The 15,938-nt window shown below is 73.2% G+C and carries 12 protein-coding genes; 7 read left to right on the plus strand and 5 right to left on the minus strand.

Going from position 1 to position 15,938, the window contains the following annotated elements; all coding sequences use genetic code 11:
* Positions 1 to 238: 238 nt before the first annotated feature.
* The 6 genes from ACIPAE_RS34265 (at position 239) to ACIPAE_RS34290 (ending at position 8,679) form a co-directional block, all read left to right on the plus strand.
* Complete coding sequence (locus ACIPAE_RS34265; RefSeq protein ID WP_329363957.1) at positions 239 to 1,567, plus strand: sugar ABC transporter substrate-binding protein; 1,329 nt, start codon at positions 239 to 241, stop codon at positions 1,565 to 1,567.
* Positions 1,564 to 2,571, plus strand: a complete 1,008-nt coding sequence (locus ACIPAE_RS34270) for a sugar ABC transporter permease (protein WP_329363959.1) — start codon at positions 1,564 to 1,566, stop codon at positions 2,569 to 2,571. Before ACIPAE_RS34265 ends, ACIPAE_RS34270 begins: the two co-directional genes overlap by 4 nt.
* A complete protein-coding gene (locus tag ACIPAE_RS34275; RefSeq protein WP_329363961.1) occupies positions 2,568 to 3,494 on the plus strand; it encodes a carbohydrate ABC transporter permease in 927 nt (308 codons plus the stop codon). Before ACIPAE_RS34270 ends, ACIPAE_RS34275 begins: the two co-directional genes overlap by 4 nt.
* On the plus strand, positions 3,494 to 4,345 hold the full coding sequence (locus tag ACIPAE_RS34280) for an NAD(P)-dependent oxidoreductase (protein ID WP_329363962.1): 852 nt from the start codon (positions 3,494 to 3,496) through the stop codon (positions 4,343 to 4,345). The genes ACIPAE_RS34275 and ACIPAE_RS34280 overlap by 1 nt, the downstream gene beginning before the upstream one ends.
* Complete coding sequence (locus ACIPAE_RS34285) at positions 4,345 to 5,487, plus strand: glycoside hydrolase family 99 protein (protein ID WP_402450637.1); 1,143 nt, start codon at positions 4,345 to 4,347, stop codon at positions 5,485 to 5,487. The genes ACIPAE_RS34280 and ACIPAE_RS34285 overlap by 1 nt, the downstream gene beginning before the upstream one ends.
* 102 nt (positions 5,488 to 5,589) lie before the next feature.
* Positions 5,590 to 8,679: an alpha-mannosidase gene (locus ACIPAE_RS34290; RefSeq protein WP_402450640.1), complete on the plus strand. Its 3,090-nt coding sequence runs from the start codon at positions 5,590 to 5,592 to the stop codon at positions 8,677 to 8,679.
* A 212-nt stretch (positions 8,680 to 8,891) separates the two neighbouring features.
* Here ACIPAE_RS34290 and ACIPAE_RS34295 read toward each other — a convergent pair whose 3' ends face one another.
* The 4 genes from ACIPAE_RS34295 to ACIPAE_RS34310 form a co-directional block, all read right to left on the minus strand.
* Positions 8,892 to 9,539 (minus strand): thymidine kinase, encoded by a 648-nt coding sequence (locus ACIPAE_RS34295; RefSeq protein ID WP_328470297.1) that lies wholly within the window; start codon positions 9,537 to 9,539, stop codon positions 8,892 to 8,894.
* 84 nt (positions 9,540 to 9,623) lie between these two features.
* Positions 9,624 to 10,832, minus strand: coding sequence for a nucleotide pyrophosphatase/phosphodiesterase family protein (locus ACIPAE_RS34300; RefSeq protein WP_329363971.1), 1,209 nt, complete (start codon positions 10,830 to 10,832; stop codon positions 9,624 to 9,626).
* Positions 10,832 to 11,443 (minus strand): DUF5998 family protein, encoded by a 612-nt coding sequence (locus ACIPAE_RS34305; RefSeq protein ID WP_328470292.1) that lies wholly within the window; start codon positions 11,441 to 11,443, stop codon positions 10,832 to 10,834. Before ACIPAE_RS34305 ends, ACIPAE_RS34300 begins: the two co-directional genes overlap by 1 nt.
* Before the next feature lie 153 nt (positions 11,444 to 11,596).
* Positions 11,597 to 14,416, minus strand: coding sequence for a GNAT family N-acetyltransferase (locus ACIPAE_RS34310; RefSeq protein ID WP_402450645.1), 2,820 nt, complete (start codon positions 14,414 to 14,416; stop codon positions 11,597 to 11,599).
* A 184-nt stretch (positions 14,417 to 14,600) separates the two neighbouring features.
* Between ACIPAE_RS34310 and ACIPAE_RS34315 the strand changes: the two genes are divergently transcribed.
* The gene (locus tag ACIPAE_RS34315) at positions 14,601 to 14,882 is read left to right on the plus strand and encodes an HPr family phosphocarrier protein (RefSeq protein ID WP_328470289.1); all 282 of its coding nucleotides are present in this window, start codon (positions 14,601 to 14,603) and stop codon (positions 14,880 to 14,882) included.
* Positions 14,883 to 15,184: 302 nt separating this feature from the next.
* Here the strand turns inward: ACIPAE_RS34315 and ACIPAE_RS34320 are convergent, their stop codons facing one another.
* The gene (locus ACIPAE_RS34320) at positions 15,185 to 15,904 is read right to left on the minus strand and encodes a GntR family transcriptional regulator (RefSeq protein ID WP_402450648.1); all 720 of its coding nucleotides are present in this window, start codon (positions 15,902 to 15,904) and stop codon (positions 15,185 to 15,187) included.
* Positions 15,905 to 15,938 lie beyond the last annotated feature (34 nt).

Consider the following 15,938-nt stretch of genomic DNA (forward strand, 5'->3'; position numbering starts at 1 on the left):
CCCCTGCGCCGACACCTGACGGCCCCTGGGTGCACACCCAATCGCAACGCACGCCTTGACGCTATATCAAACACCACCGTAAGTTCAGGGACTCCAACGTCATTCGGTCTTCTGAACGATCGAACCCTAGGCAGGGGCTATGCGGATACCATTTGTCGGACCTGTTGCAGGATCTGTGACGAGAAGCAGCACCAAGAACCGCCGGACCCGATTCGCCGCAGCGGCTGTCGTGACGGTCATGTCGCTGGCGCCGGTCGCCGCCTGCGGCGGGTCGGGCGGGTCGTCCGGGGGCGGCAAGACCCTGGAGATGTGGACCTTCAAGCAGTCCCACGTCGCGGGCCTGCGCAACGCCGCCGCCGAGTTCAAGAAGCAGACCGGCATCACCGTGAAGATCCAGGCGTACGGCCCGGACGACGCCTACACCACCAAGGTGCAGGCCGCCGCGAAGACCCATGACCTGCCCGACGTGCTGGAGACGCACTCCGACGGCGAGGACTTCGCGCTGGGCTCCACCGGCATCGCCAAGGACATCTCCAAGGACGTCGACGCGAGCTGGAGCGGCCTGTACCAGAAGGGCGTGCAGGGCTCCGGCACGGTCACCCCCGAGTTCTACCGGGAGTCGCTGCCCGCCGACTCCAAGGACCACGGCGTCCAGAAGGGCCAGCGCTTCAGCGTGCCCTTCACCTCCGGCACCTTCGGCATCGTGATGGGCAACAAGAAGGTGCTCGCCGCGGCCGGCATCACCAAGCCCCCGGCCACCTACGAGGAGTGGCTCGCCGACCTGAAGGCGACCACCACGAAGAGCCCCACCACCGGCGGGGTCAGCCTGGGCCTGAAGGTCAAGGCGACCGGCATGACCTGGACGATGCAGCCGCTGGCCTTCGCCGAGCTGGGGAAGGCCAAGTACCAGGCGCTCTGGGGTCAGAACGCGTCCGAGGACTTCTCCTCGCCCGACGGCCAGAAGGCGCTCAGCGAGTACGCCAAGCTGCAGCCCTACTGGATGCCCGGCACCCAGATCCTCGACATCGACTCCGCCGACCAGGCGTTCGCGCAGGGCAAGTCCGCCTGGGACATCGGCGGCACCTTCACGCTGGCCTTCCTCCAGCAGAACGGCATGAACCCCGACGACGTGATGGCCTTCGGCATCCCCGGCCCGTCCGACGGCGCCGTGCCCAAGCCCGCGCTCGCCCCGCTGGCGCTGACCGGGCTGACCGTCACCTCGACCAGCTCGCACACCGCGAACGCCGAGAAGTGGATGAAGTTCCTCTCCCAGCCGTCGGTCGCCTCGCAGTTCGCCAAGGACGCCACCGAGGTGCCCGCCACCCAGCTCGGCGCCGACGCCGCCAAGGTGATGGGCCCGACCCTGGCCGGCCTGACGGCGACCTTCACCGGCACTCCGGAGAACACCTACGACCCGAGTGACGCCAGCTTCCGGCCGCCCGGCTACGACCAGGACTCCATCAGCGAGATCCTCGCCGACCTGACCCCGCTGCACCAGAAGAGCGTGGAGGCGACCGGCAAGGCGATGGCGAAGCTCAACAACTCCTTCTGGAAGCTGGCGAAGTGACCACCGCTCCCCGTCCCGCACTGACGGCGGAGGCAGCCGCGGCCGGGGGTCCCGGTGACCCCCGGCCGGGCGCCGGCCCCGCCACCAAGGCCCGCCGCCGCAGCCGGCGCGGCGGCCACGAAGCCCTCTCCGGCTGGCTGTTCGTCGCCCCGGCCGTGGTGCTCTTCGCGGTCATGGGCCTGTACACCGTCGGCTACGGCTTCCTGCTGAGCTTCGCCCAGTGGAACGGCTTCGCCGCGCACTGGACCTGGGTCGGCATCCAGAACTACAAGGACCTGCTGTGGGCCGACCCGCGGTACGCGCCCCGGGTCCAGCACGCCGCCGTGCACACCCTGTACGTGATGATCGCGGTGCCGGTGCTGACCGTCCTGGTGTCCTTCCCGCTGGCGGTGCTGCTCAACTCCGCCCGCCGGATGCAGACCCTGCTGCGCTCGGTGTACTTCGTGCCCTACGTGACCAGCGGCATCGCGGTGTTCTTCGCCTGGCAGTACATCCTCCAGCCGGACGGCGCGATCAACACGCTGCTCAAGAGCGTCGGCATGGGCTCGCTCGCCCAGCCGCAGGGCTGGCTCGGCAACCCGCACACCGCGCTGCCCACCATGATCGTGGTGACGGTGTGGGGCGCGGTGCCGGTGGCGATGCTGATGTACCTCACCGGGCTGCAGACCATCGACCGCAGCGTGCTGGAGGCCGCGCAACTGGACGGCGCCGGCTGGTGGCGCACCAACTTCTCGGTGGTGTGGCCGCTGGTCCGGCCGATCACCCTGATCGTGGTGCTGCTGAACCTGCGCGACTCGCTCCAGGGCTTCCAGACCTTCCTGGTGATGACCAACGGCGGCCCCGGCGACCACACCAACGTGCTCGGCCTGGAGTCGTACCGGCTGGCCTTCCTCATGCAACTCGACCCGACCCTGGGCCTGGCCAGTGCGCTCGGCTGGCTGCTGTTCGCCGCCGCGCTGGTGATCGCCCTGATCAACCTCCGAGTACTGCGGAGCAGGACATGACAACGATTCCCCTCGGACCGGCCGACGACACCGCCCCCGCGAAGAACGGTTCCGGCCGGCCCGGGCCCGCTGCCGGACCCCGCTCCGGCGGCGGCAAGCTGGCCCGCCGGATCAGCGCGAAGGTCGTCATCGGCGTCCTGCTGGCGGTCTACGGGCTGGTGAGCCTCTACCCCTTCCTGTGGATGATCTCGGCCGCGTTCAAGAACAACATCGAGGTGGTGCGCGGCGGCCACCTGATCCCGCACTCGCCGACCCTCCACACCCTGACCAGCACCTGGAACCAGCTCCACTTCTTCCGGTACTTCGTCAACAGCCTCGAAGTCACCGCGCTGACCGTGGTGCTGACGCTGGTGGTGTACGCGGCGGCCGGCTACGCCTTCGCGGTGCTGGACTTCCCCGGCCGCGGCATACTGCAGAAGCTCTTCATCTCGCTGCTGTTCGTGCCGGGCGTCACCGTGATGCTGCCGATCGTGCTGCTGGAGAACAAGCTCCACCTGCTCGGCACGCACATGGGTCTGGTGCTGCCCTTCGTCAACGGCGGCGCGCCGCTGTCGATCCTGCTGATGACCGGCGCGTTCTCGGCGGTGCCGAAGGAACTGCGGGAGTCCGCGCGGGTGGACGGCGCCAACGAGTTCCACGTCTTCACCCGGATCTACCTGCCGCTGACCCGGCCCGCGCTGATCACCGTCGGCCTGCTGACCGCGATCCCGACCTGGAACGAGTACCTGCTCACCCGGGTCTCGCTGAACAACCCGAGCTCCTACACCCTGCCGCTGGGCCTGCAGACGCTGTCGTCGGAGAACGTGCCGCACTACAACGAGATGATGGCCGGCGCCCTGATCGTCGTCGTGCCCGTGGTGCTGCTCTTCCTCTCCCTCCAGCGCTACTTCGTCAACGGCCTGGTCGGGGCGGTGAAGGGCTGATGCTGGTCCTCGTCACCGGGGCCGCCGGGCACATCGGCGGCCACGCCGTCGCGGAACTCCTCGGCGCCGGCCACGACGTGGTGCTCACCGACCTGCTGCCGGTCGACGAGCCACGCGCGGTACGGGTGCACACCGGCGACCTCCAGGACCCGGACCTGGTGCGCAAGGCGATGGACGGCGTCGACGCGGTGGTCCACCTCGGCGCCATCCCGCACCCCAACGTGCCCGACCCGAGTGCCCTGTTCGCGGAGAACTGCCACACCGCGCACCGGGTCCTGGAAGAGGCCGGCCGGGCCGGGGTGCGCCGGGTGGTGGCCGCCTCCAGCATGTCCGCGGTCGGCCTGGCCTGGTCGCCGGTCCCGGCCTCGCCCGCGTACGTGCCGCTCGACGAGCAGCACCCGAGCCTGGTCCGCGACCCGTACGGGCTGTCCAAGGTGGTGCTGGAGGAGGTGGCCCGCACCGCGCACCGCCGGCACGGCACGGACGTGGTGAGCATGCGCTTCCCCTTCACCGGGGCCGGCGACCGGCTGGACGAGTTCGTCCGCGCCTGCGCCGCCGACCCGGCCGGGCAGCGGCACGACCTGTGGGGCTGGCTGCACACCCTCGACGCGGCCACCGCGATCCGGATCGCCCTGGAGGCCGACATCACCGGCGCGCACGTGGTCAACGTGACCGCGCCCGACACCACGTCGGCGCTGCCCTCGGCCGCGCTGATGGCCACGCACCACCCCGGTGTGCCCCTGCGCTCCGCCGTCACGGGGCACGCCACGCTCTTCGACACGACCGCTTGCACCGATCTGCTGGGGTTCACCCCCCGGCGCACCTGGCGTACGACCGAAGGAGAGAGCTGATGTCACCCGAACTCACGCCCCCCTCCCGCCGCACCCTGCTCACCGGTGCCGCCGCCGGCGCCGCCGCGCTGGTCGGCCTGAGCGGCCACAGCGCTCAGGCGGCCACCCCGGCACCGGCCGGGCGACCCGGACCCGGCGCGGCCCACGGATCGAGGCCGGTCTCCCGGCACACCCACATCTTCTACTACCCGTGGTACGGCAACCCGGACTTCTACGGCGACTGGCGGCACTGGCAGCAGGGCGACGTCACCCCGCCCGAGGACATCGGCTCCAACTACTACCCGGTGCAAGGCCCCTACGACTCCGGCGACCTGCACGGCACGGTCGCCCAGCACATGCGCTGGCTGCGGCAGGCCGGCACCGGCGTGCTGGTCAGCAGCTGGTGGGGGCAGGGCAGTTACGAGGACCAGCGGGCCGAGGTGGTGCTGGAGGCCGCCGCCAAGGAGGGCCTCCAGGTCGCCTGGCACATCGAGCCGTACGACGGCCGCGACGCGGACTCCGTGGTCGCCGACATCCGGTACATCAGCGGCAAGTACGGCCACCACCCGGCCTTCCACCGCGACCCGGAGCACGGCCACCGCACCGCGTACTACATCTTCAACAGCCTGCTCACGGTGGACTGGTCGGCACTGCACCAGGTGGACGACCAGGCGATCGTGATGGCGCAGACCTGGGACCTGACCCGGATCGGCGACTTCGGCGGCGCGTACACCTACGACGCGATCGCCACCCACAACGAGCCGGACTGGACCGAGGTGGCCGCGTTCTGCGCCGAACGCGGCATGGTGTGGGCGCCGTCGCTCGGTCCGGGCTACATCGACCACCGCGCGAAGCCCGGCAGCACCACCCCGATCCTGGACCGCGCCGACGGCGCGACCTACGACCAGGAGTGGGCGTACGCCCTGTCCTCCGGCAACGGCGACGCGCCGCCGGACTGGGTGAGCATCACGTCGTTCAACGAGTGGCACGAGGGCAGCATGATCGAGCCCGCCACCGCGCAGACCCCCGGCACGTTCGACTACCTCGACTACGAGGGCGCCTACGGGCGGCACGGCCGGTCCGCGCAGACCGCGTACCTGGACCGCACCGCCCAGTGGGCCGCGCGGTTCGAGGCGGAGCGAGCCCGGCACCGCCGCGGCTGAGCCCCGCTCTCGCCACCGGCCCGGACGGGGGCGGGCGCCGCCGCCCGCGCCCCCGCTGCACGACCGACTCCCTGCCGATACCCCAGCAGAAAGAGCACTCCTGTGCATGACGACCGTCCCATCGTCGAACAGCGGATCACCAAGTTCCTCTCGCACGTGGTGCGGCCCGCCCTCTACAGCCACCCGCTGACCCTGGAGCTGGCCGCCTGGCAGGTGCCGGGCGAACCCGTGCCGGTCGCCGACGCGCTGGCGGCGGCGTACGAACCGGTGCGGATCGGCGACAGCTGGGGCGGCCCGTGGTCGACGACCTGGCTGAAGGCCACCGGCCGGGTGCCGCAGGAGTGGGCGGGCCGCCGGGTGGAGGCCGTCTTCGACCTCGGCTTCGACCTGACCAAGGGGCCCGGCGGCCAGGCGGAGGGCTTCGTGCACGACGCCTCCGGCACGCCGCTGCAGGGGCTGCACCCGTACCACCGCAGCGTGCTGCTGGCCGAGTCGGCCACCGGCGGCGAACCGGTGGACCTGCTGGTGGAGTTGGCCGCCAACCCGATGATCGTGGGCTCCGCGGGCCGGGGCACCCACCTCGGCTCCAAGGAGACCGCCGGCACCGACCACCTGTACGAGCTGCGGGTGGCCGAGATCGCGGTGCGCGAGGACGCGGTGTGGCACCTGACGCACGACATGGAGGTGCTGGACGAGCTGATGCGCGAGCTGCCGGTGGGCAGTTCGCGGCGGCACGAGATCCTGCGCGCGCTCCAGCACGCGATGGACGCGGTCGACGTCGCCGACGTGGCCGGCACCGCGCAGCTCGGCCGGGACCGGCTCGCCGACGTGCTGGCCCGCCCGGCGCACGCCTCCGCGCACACCATCGCCGCGGTCGGCCACGCGCACATCGACTCCGCCTGGCTGTGGCCGATCCGCGAGACGGTCCGCAAGTGCGCCCGCACCTTCACCAACATGACCACGCTCGCGCAGGAGTACCCGGAGCTGGTCTTCGCCTGCTCCTCCGCGCAGCAGTACGCGTGGATCAAGGAGCGCCGTCCGGAGATCTTCGAGCGGATCAAGAAGGCGGTGGCCGACGGCAACTGGGCGCCGGTCGGCGGCATGTGGGTGGAGGCCGACGGCAACCTGCCCGGCGGCGAGGCGCTGGCCCGGCAACTCGTCTTCGGCCGGCGGTTCTTCGCCGAGGAGTTCGGCCTCGCGCAGGACGGCGTCTGGCTGCCGGACTCCTTCGGGTACACCGCCGCCTACCCGCAGTTGGCGGTGCTCGCGGGCGCGAAGTGGTTCCTCACCCAGAAGCTGTCCTGGAACGAGACCAACCGGCTGCCGCACCACAGCTTCGACTGGGAGGGCATCGACGGCACCCGGATCTTCACCCACTTCCCGCCGGTCGACACCTACAACGCGAGCCTGACCGGCGCCGAACTCGCCCACGCGGAGAGCAACTTCGCCGACAAGGGCGCGGCGACCCGGTCGCTCGCACCGTTCGGCTTCGGGGACGGCGGCGGCGGCCCCACCCGCGAGATGATGGAGAAGGCCCGCCGGCTGCGCGACCTGGAGGGCTCGGTGAAGGTCGAGGTCGCGGACCCGAACGCGTTCTTCGCGGCGGCCCGCGCCGAGTACCCCCGACCGCCGGTGTGGCGGGGCGAGTTGTACCTGGAGAACCACCGCGGCACCTACACCAGCCAGGCCCGCACCAAGCACGGCAACCGGCGGGCCGAGGCGCTGCTGCGGGAGGCCGAGCTGTGGGCGGTCGCCGCGTCGGTCCGCACCGGGGCCCCCTATCCGTACCAGGAGTTGGAGTCGATCTGGCAGCGGGTGCTGCTGCACCAGTTCCACGACATCCTGCCGGGTTCCTCCATCGCCTGGGTGCACCAGGAGGCCGAGGCGGTGCACGCCCAACTCCAGGCGGAACTGGCCGGGTTGATCGGCACCGCGCTGGCCGGCGGTGACGGCCTGGCGTTCTTCAACGCCGGCCCGTACGCCCGCCGGGAGGTCGCGGTGGTGCCGGCCGGCGCCACCGACGAGGGCCAGCCGCTCGCCGACGGGCGGCGCGCGGTGCTGGTCGAGGCACCCGCGCTCGGCGCCGGCCGCGCGGTGGCCGCCGCCGGCACCGCGCCGGTCCAGGTGCGCCAGGACGGCGACGGCATCACCCTGGACAACGGAGTACTGCGGGTCGTGATCGACGGCAGCGGCCTGGTCCGCTCGGTGTACGACCAGCGCGCCGCGCGCGAGGCGATCGACCCGGACCGGCCGGGCAACCTGCTCCAACTCCACCCGGACGACCCGAACCTGTGGAGCGCCTGGAACATCGACAGCTACTACCGCGACACCGTGCGCGACCTCACGCAGGCGGACGCGGTCGAGGTCGCCGAGGCCGGGCCGCTGCTCGGCTCGGTCCGCGTGACGCGCTCCTTCGGCGCCTCGCACCTGGTGCAGCACCTCGAACTGACCGCGGGAAGCGACCAGTTGACCGTCCGCACCGACATCGACTGGCAGGAGCGGGGCACCCTGCTCAAGGCGGCCTGGCCGATCCGGGTGCACGCGGAGCACGAGAGCGCCGAGATCCAGTTCGGCCATGTGCGCCGGCCCACCCACGAGAACACCAGCTGGGACGCGGCCCGGTTCGAGCTGTGGGCGCACCGCTGGGTGCACGTCGGCGAGCACGGCTGGGGCGCGGCCGTCGTCAACGACTCGACCTACGGCCACGACGTGTCCCGGCAGGTCCGCGCGGACGGCGGCACCACCACCACGCTGCGGCTGTCCCTGCTGCGCTCCCCGCACAGCCCCGACCCGCAGGCCGACCGCGGCCGGCACTCCTTCGCCTACGGCCTGGTGGTCGGCACCGACGTGGACGGCGCGATCGCGGCCGGCTACGCCCTCAACCTGCCGCTGCGGCCGGCCGGTTCGGCGCCCGCGGGCGAGCCCGCGCTGATCGCCGTGGACAACCCGGACATCGTGGTGGAGGCGGTGAAGCTCGCGGACGACCGGTCGGGGGACGTGGTGGTCCGGCTGTACGAGTCGCGCGGCGGATCGGCCCGCGGCACGCTGCGCGCCGACTTCCCGGTGGCGGCGGCGCACCTCACGGACCTGCTGGAGGCCCCGGCGGAGGAGTTGCCGGCCACGGCCGACGGCGGGCTGCCGCTGGAGCTGCGGCCGTTCCAGATCCTGACGGTCCGGCTGCGCCGGGCCTGACCCCCGCTTTCCGCCCCCCCTGACGGCGCACGGGCGATCACGGTGCCGGTGACCGCTGATCGTACCGTCGTCGCGCGGTCCGGGCCGGTGTCCGACGCCTGACACCGGCACCGCCCCGGCCGCGAGCGGGTCCGGGCGGCCGTCCTCGCCGGCGGCCGCCCGGACCCGCCCCCTTGTCGTCCGCGCGTTCCCGGCGTCCGAACGGGCCGCCGTCAGGAGTGGTTGACCGGCAGCACGTCAGGCGACAGGGTGCCCGCGGCGGCGGACGCGCTGGTCATCTGCCGCCGGTGATGGCGGCGGCACAGCACCTCGTAGCCGACCTCCGCCGCGCGGTCCACGTCGCCGATCACCACCTGGGCGCCCTCGACCACCATGACGCCGCCGATCGTGCGGGCGTTGTGGGTGGCGCGGGCGCCGCACCAGCACAGCGCCTCGACCTGGAGCGCCTCGATCCGGTCGGCGAGCTCGATCAGCCGCTGCGAGCCCGGGAAGAGCCGGGTGCGGAAGTCCGTGGTGATCCCGAACGCGTAGACGTCCAGGTCGAGTTCGTCCACCACCCGGGCCAACTGGTCGATCTGCCCGGGGGCGAGGAACTGCGCCTCGTCGACGACCGCGTAGTCCACCCGGCCGCCGCGGCTGATCACGCCGACCAGATGGCCGTACAGGTCCATGTCGTCGGCCACCTCGACGGCGTCGGTGACCAGGCCGAGCCGGGAGGAGAGCTTGCCCTCGCCGGCCCGGTCGTCCCGGGTGAAGATCACCGCCTGCAGGCCGCGGGCGGTGCGGTTGTGGATGATCTGCAACGCGAGGGTGCTCTTGCCGCAGTCCATCGTTCCGGAGAAGAAGACCAGCTCGGACATGGGAAGGACGACGGCCTTTCGGGACGGACGGCGGAGGCGGACGGCAGAAACGAACGGCGGAGACGGACGGCGGAGGCGAACGCTTCAGGAGCGTACTTGGAGCAGCGGCACCAGTTGCTCGACGGGGGTCATGGAGCCGTGCAGGCCGATCATCTTCGACTCCCCCGGCTCGGTGCGGTTCGCCACGATCGCCATGTCGTCGCAGGCCGCGGCCACCACGTCGCCGATCCGGCCCAGCACCCGCCGCTCGGGGTCGGGCCCGAACCAGCCCGCGGCGACCGCCTCCGCGCGGCTCGCCACCCACATCCGGTCGCCCAGCACCTCGCGCCACACCGCGAGCACGTCGGCCGCCGCACCGGGCACCGCGTACACGTGCCGGGCCCGGCCCTCGCCGCCCAGCACCGCGACCCCGGCGCGCAGTTCCCAGTCCTCGTCGAAGTCGATCCGGGACTCCTCGTCGAACGGGATGTCGATCATGCCGTGGTCGGCGGTGACGTACAGGGCGCTGCGCGGCGGCAGTTGCTCGGCGAGCCGCTGCGCCAGCCGGTCGACCATCGCCAGCTGCCCGCGCCAGGCGTCCGAGTCGACGCCGTGCCGGTGGCCCATCCCGTCGAGCTCGCTGTAGTACGTGTAGACCAGCGCCCGGTCGGCGGCGGCGAGCCGGTCCGCGGCCAGGTCCATCCGCTCCTCGCCGGCCAGCCGGCCGTGGAAGGTGCCGCCGGAGAGCGCGACCTTGGTCAGCGGGGTCTGCGCGAAGGTCGGCGAGGAGACCTGGCAGGTGGCGATGCCGGCGGCCTCGGCGAGCCGGAAGACGGTGGGGTGCGGCTGCCAGACGTTCGGCGAGGTCCACGGCTGCCAGCGCAGCTGGTTCATCAGCTCGCCGGTGCCGGGGTTGAGCGTGGTGTACCCGGCCAGGCCGTGCGCGCCCGGCGGCAGGCCGGTGCCGACGGAGGCGAGCGAGGTCGCGGTGGTGGACGGGAAGCCGGCGGTGAGCGGGCGCCCGCTGCCGCCGACCGAGCTGCCCAGCAGCGACGTCAGGTACGGCGCCTCGTCGGGGTGGCGCAGGATCAGCTCCCAGCCGAGCCCGTCCACCAGGAACACGCAGACCCGGTCGGCCGGTTCGAGGGCGAGGCCGGTGGCGGGCATCCCGGGGATGCCGAACCCGGCGAGCGCGGCCGGGATCACGTCGCACAGCGCGCCCGTGCCGTAGGCGGGGACCGGGGCGGTGCGGGGGTCGAGCGGCTCGGGGTCGTACGCGTCGGGGTACGGCGTGCCGGGGTGCGGTCCGCCCATCAGTCCGTTGCCGCTGTCGCCTCGGAGAGGGCCTGGGCGAAGGCGAGGGCCTGCCGGACCGTGTCGGGGCCGTCGCCGGCCTCGCTCACCCGCAGCGACAGGTCGTCGACGGTCGAGGAGCCGGTGTACCCGTGGTCGGCCTCGCAGTTGGGGTCACCGCACGCGGCCGGCTCCAGGTCGATCCGGGAGACCGCGCCCCACCCGATGGTCAGCACGACCTCGCGCGGCAGGGTGCCCGGGGTGCCGGGGGCACCCGGCGTGTAGGACTCGGGGTTGGCCACCACCCGGCTGACCACGACCGACGAGATCCGGCCGATCTTCACCGACTCGGTGGAGGTGGTGGCGTAGGGGCTCGGCGAGGTGTCGTCGGCGGCCTGCTCGTCGGTGTGGCTGACGATGAACCGGCTGTCCGTGAGCACCAGCACCGTCACATGCCGCCGCACCTCGTTGGCGTCGAAGGTGGTCTCCTGGTGGACCAGGTACGACGTGACCGGCTCGCGCCCCACCGCGGCCTCGACGGCCTCGGCCACCAGAGCCGGGTAGTAGCCGCTGCGCTCGATGGCTGTGCGCAGGCCCTGTGTCGTCGTACCGGTCTTCGCCATGCCGTCCATCCTATGCGCGCTCCGGGGCGGTCAGAACGCGATCGCGACCCGGGTCGTGAGGTGACCGCGAACTCGGTCGCGGACCCGGTTCCCGCCGCACGCCGCTCACGGTCCGCCGCGCGCGCCGCCCGCGCGCCGCCCGGGTCCGCCCGGCCGCCGCGTTCAGTACGAGGTGAGCGCGCGCGGGCCCAGGTCGGTGCGGGCCGGCGGGGTGGCCAGCCGCACCCGGGCGCCCAGCACGCTCAGGCCGTGCGCGGCGACCACCACGGGCTCCAGGTCCACCGCGACCACCTCCGGCAGGTCGTCGGCGAGCATCGACACCCGCAGCAGCAGTTCCTCCAGCGCGGCGGTGTCCACCGGTTCGGCGCCACGCCAGCCGAAGAGCATCGGCGCGGACTTGATGGAGCGCACCAGCTCCGCGGCGTCCCGATCGGTGGCCGGAACCAGCCGGTGCGCTATGTCGCCGAGCAGTTCCGAGGGCGCGCCGGCCAGGCCGAAGGAGAGCACCGCCCCGGCCGCCGGGTCCACCCCGGCCCGTACCACCGTGTCCACCCCGCGCGGGGCCATCGCCTGCACCACCGGGCGCAGTTCTGCCGGTCCGCCCAGCCGCGCGGTCAGCTCGCCGTACGCCCGCCGCAGGTCGCCCTCGTCGGCGAGGTCGAGCCGTACGCCGCCGAGGTCGGCGCGGTGGCGCAGGTGGGGCGCGGTGGTCTTCAGCGCCACCGGGTAGCCGAGCGCGGCGGCTGCCTCGGCGGCGGTGTCCGGGTCGGGCGCGGGCCGGGCCCGGCGGACCTCGATGCCGTAGCGGCCGAGCAGCGTCGCGGTGTCGGCGTCGTCGAGGGTGACGCCCTCCCCCGCAGGTGCCCCCGGCGGCAGCAGCCGGCGTACGTCCTCGGCCGCACCGGCCTCGTCGATCCGGTCCAGGTCAGGCACCCGGCCGGGCTCCGCGACGCTCGCCCGCCACGCGGCGTAGGAGGCGGCCTCGGCGAGCGAGCCGACCGCCCGGTCCGGCGCGCGGTAGGCGGGGATACGGCCGACGGGTGCGCCGGGCCCCTCCGCGGGGGCGCCGAGCCGGTCGGCCATGGCGTCGAGGGCGAGGTGGACCACGACGACGGGCTTGTCCGCGCCGGCGGCGGCCGCGCGCAGGGCGGCGGCCAGCGCCGGGTCGTCGCCGGCCTCGGGGTCGCCCGGATCGCCCGGATCGGCCGCGGCGGGGCGGGTGCTCCCGTCGCTGGGATCGCTCGGATCGGCGGTCAGCAGGTCGGTGCCGACCCGGGGAATGGCGGTGACCACCACCGCGTCGCTGCCGGGGTCGGCGAGCGCGGCGGTCAGCGCGGCGGCGAAGTCGTCGGGGCCGGCGGCGGTGGTGAGGTCGATCGGGGCGGCAGGGCGCAGCCCGGCGGTGAGCGCCGCGTCGTAGGTGAGCAGGCCGAGCGACTCGGAGTTGCCGAGGACGGCGACGCGGTCGCCGGCCGGCAGCGGCTGGAGGGCCAGGAAGAGCCCGGCGTCGAGGAGTTCGGTGACCGTGTCGACCCGCATCACGCCGGCCTGGCGGAAGAGCGCGGACACGGTGGAGTCGGGGATGCGGGTGACCGGCACCTCGTGGCCGGCCGGCACCGCCCCGGAGTGCAGGGCGCCCTTCACCACGACCACGGGCTTGTCGACGGCGGTGCGGCGGGCGAGCCGGGTGAACTTGCGCGGGTTGCCGAACGACTCCAGGTACATCAGCACGGCGTCGGTGTCCGGGTCGTCCTGCCAGTACTGCAGCAGGTCGTTGCCGGAGACGTCGGCGCGGTTGCCCGCGGAGACGAAGGTGGACGGGCCCAGGCCCCGGCGGTGCAGCCCGGACAGCAGCGCGATACCGATGGAGCCGGACTGGGTGAACAGCCCGAGCCGGCCGCGGCGCGGCATGTCCGGCGACAGCGAGGCGTTCAGCCGGGCGTCGGGCGCGGTGTTGAGCACCCCGAAGGCGTTCGGGCCGATCACCCGCATGCCGTGCGCGCGGGCCTGCCGGACCAGTTCGCGCTGGCGGGCCCTGCCCTCGGGTCCGGTCTCGGAGTAGCCGGCGCTGACCACGACCAGGCCGCGCACGGCGGCGGCGCCGCAGTCGGCCACGGCCTCGGGCACCCGTTCGGCGGGCACCGCGATCACCGCGAGGTCGACGCTCGCGCCGCCCTCGGCGATCTCCCGCACCGAGCGGTGGCCGGGCACCCCGCCGACGTCGGTGCCGCCTTCGGGGAAGGCGTGGTTGACCGCGTAGAGCCGGCCGGTGAAGCCGCCGGCCGCGATGTTGCGCAGCAGCGTGCGGCCGACGCCGCCGGGGCGGCGCCCGGTGCCGACCACCGCCACGGACTCCGGGCGCAGCAGCCGCTGGACGGAGCGGGCCTCGGCGCGGTGCTCGCGGGCCCGCATCACGCGCACCGACTCGACGGTGGGTTCGAGGTCGAGGTCGAGGTGGACCACGCCGTCGGTGAAGCTGCGCTGCTGGGTGTAGCCGGCGTCGGTGAAGACCTTCACCATCTTGCGGTTGGCGGGCAGGACTTCGGCGGTGAAGTGCAGGATGCCGCGTTCGCGGGCGACCGCCGCGATGTGTTCGAGCAGCGCGGAGGCGACGCCGCGGCCCTGGTGCGCGTCCTGGACGAGGAAGGCGACCTCGGCGCGGGTGCCGGCCGGCCCGGAGGCGGCCCGGCCCTGCTCGTCGGTGCGGTCGTAGCGGACGGTGGCGATGAACTCGCCCCCGACGGTGGCCGCGAGGCCGACCCGGTCGTCGTAGTCGTGGTGGGTGAAGCGGTGCACGTCCCGGTCGGACAGCCGCGGGTAGGGCGCGAAGAACCGGTAGTACTTCGACTCGTCGGAGACCTGCTCGTAGAAGTCGACCAGCCGTCCGGCGTCCTCCGGGCCGATCGGCCGGATGCGGGCGATGCCGCCGTCGCGCAGGACGACGTCAGCCTCCCAGTGGACGGGGTACGGCTGCTCGCTCATGGCCCCAGCGTATGCGGCCGCACCGGCGTGGGGTGTCTGCTCGCGCCGCCGACGCGCAGGGGGCAGTCTGGGGGGACCCGTTCAAGCGCGGGCCGACGTGCGGGAGCAGCACCGCGGGCGTGCTTAACTGGTCTAGACAACTGGAACCACCTGCGCAGACCGCACCGACCCGAAGGACTTCACCATGGCTGAGCGGCACGTCAATGTCGGCTGGGCTGAGGGCCTGCACGCCCGTCCCGCGTCCATCTTCGTCCGCGCGGCGACGGCCGCCGGAGTGCCCCTGACCATCGCCAAGGCCGGCGGCGACCCGGTCAACGCCGCCTCCATGCTGGCCGTGCTCGGCCTGGGCGCGCAGGGCGGCGAGGAGGTCGTGCTGGCCTCGCAGGCCGACGGCGCCGACGCGGCGCTGGACCGGCTGGCGAAGCTGGTCGCCGAGGGTCTGGAAGAGCTGCCCGAGACCGTCTGAGCCTGGGAGCGTCCGACCCGGGACCCGCCCGGGGCGGTCTGGACCCGGGACCGCCCCGGCCGCGCCGCCTTCGGTACGCGGCCCTTCCGTACGCGGCTCACCCGCACGCCTTTCCCGCGGCTCTTTCGGGCACGCCTTTTCACGCCCGCGGCGCGCCGGCCGCCGCGCGGGAATAGCGACCACCGTACAGAAATCCCGCGCAGCGGAACCCGGCGGACCCGGACAGCCCCCACGGAATGCCCGGCCCCGCTATTCCGGAATACCCGAAACAACAATTCACGTTCTTGTATACGGTGTGATTGTTAAGCGCGGCGGCGCCCCGCGTGTACGGAGTGTTTCAGGGTTCTCACCGCGGTGGCCCGCTCCACGTGCAGCGCGGCCAGCCGGCGGGCGCGCTCGGCGTCACCGCGGGCCACCGCGTCCACGATCGCCGCGTGCTCCTCCCACGCCTGCGCGGCCCGGGCGGTGCCGTCGTCGGCGTACACCCAGGCGATCTTGTGCCGCAGCTGGGTGAGCAGCGCGGCCAGCGTGGGGCTGCCGGACGCCTGCGCCAGCGTCTCGTGGAACCAGCCGCCGAGCGACGGCAGGTCCGACAACTGGCCCTGCACCGCCCGCTCCTGCCCGAGCCGGACCAGGCCGCGCAGCACCTTCAGATGCGACTCGCCCCTCCGCTGCGCGGCCCGGGCCGCGCCCAGCGGCTCCAGCAGCTCGCGGATCTCCAGCAGGTCCGCGGCCTCCTGCTCGGTCGGCTCGGCCACCGAGGCGCCGGCGTGCCTGCGGGTGCGGACGAAGCCCTCGGACTCCAGCGTGCGCAGCGCCTCGCGCACCGGCACCCGCGACACCCCGTAGCGCTGCGCGAGCAACTCCTCGGTCAGCCGGCTCCCGGGCGGATAGAAACCGCCCACGATGTCGTCGCGGATCGCCGTACACACCACCTGGGCCGAGATACGCCGACCGGTGCCCTCCGTGCCGTTCACATCCGCTTCCGCATCGTAAGAACTCCGTTCCGTCCCCGAATTCATTCTGTCGCGACTCTATTCCAGCACGAGTGCGGGC

This window comes from Streptomyces sp. NPDC087270 (assembly GCF_044744625.1).
Lineage (GTDB): Bacteria > Actinomycetota > Actinomycetes > Streptomycetales > Streptomycetaceae > Actinacidiphila.

Bases quoted from the DNA above. Each gene is read 5' to 3' on its own strand.
- ACIPAE_RS34265 (WP_329363957.1), top strand. From the start codon at position 239: ATGTCGCTGGCGCCGGTCGCCGCCTGCGGCGGGTCGGGCGGGTCGTCC.
- ACIPAE_RS34275 (WP_329363961.1), top strand. From the start codon at position 2,568: ATGACAACGATTCCCCTCGGACCGGCCGACGACACCGCCCCCGCGAAG.
- ACIPAE_RS34280 (WP_329363962.1), top strand. From the start codon at position 3,494: ATGCTGGTCCTCGTCACCGGGGCCGCCGGGCACATCGGCGGCCACGCC.
- ACIPAE_RS34285 (WP_402450637.1), top strand. From the start codon at position 4,345: ATGTCACCCGAACTCACGCCCCCCTCCCGCCGCACCCTGCTCACCGGT.
- ACIPAE_RS34295 (WP_328470297.1), bottom strand. From the start codon at position 9,539: ATGTCCGAGCTGGTCTTCTTCTCCGGAACGATGGACTGCGGCAAGAGC.
- ACIPAE_RS34300 (WP_329363971.1), bottom strand. From the start codon at position 10,832: ATGGGCGGACCGCACCCCGGCACGCCGTACCCCGACGCGTACGACCCC.
- ACIPAE_RS34305 (WP_328470292.1), bottom strand. From the start codon at position 11,443: ATGGACGGCATGGCGAAGACCGGTACGACGACACAGGGCCTGCGCACA.
- ACIPAE_RS34310 (WP_402450645.1), bottom strand. From the start codon at position 14,416: ATGAGCGAGCAGCCGTACCCCGTCCACTGGGAGGCTGACGTCGTCCTG.
- ACIPAE_RS34315 (WP_328470289.1), top strand. From the start codon at position 14,601: ATGGCTGAGCGGCACGTCAATGTCGGCTGGGCTGAGGGCCTGCACGCC.
- ACIPAE_RS34320 (WP_402450648.1), bottom strand. From the start codon at position 15,904: ATGAATTCGGGGACGGAACGGAGTTCTTACGATGCGGAAGCGGATGTG.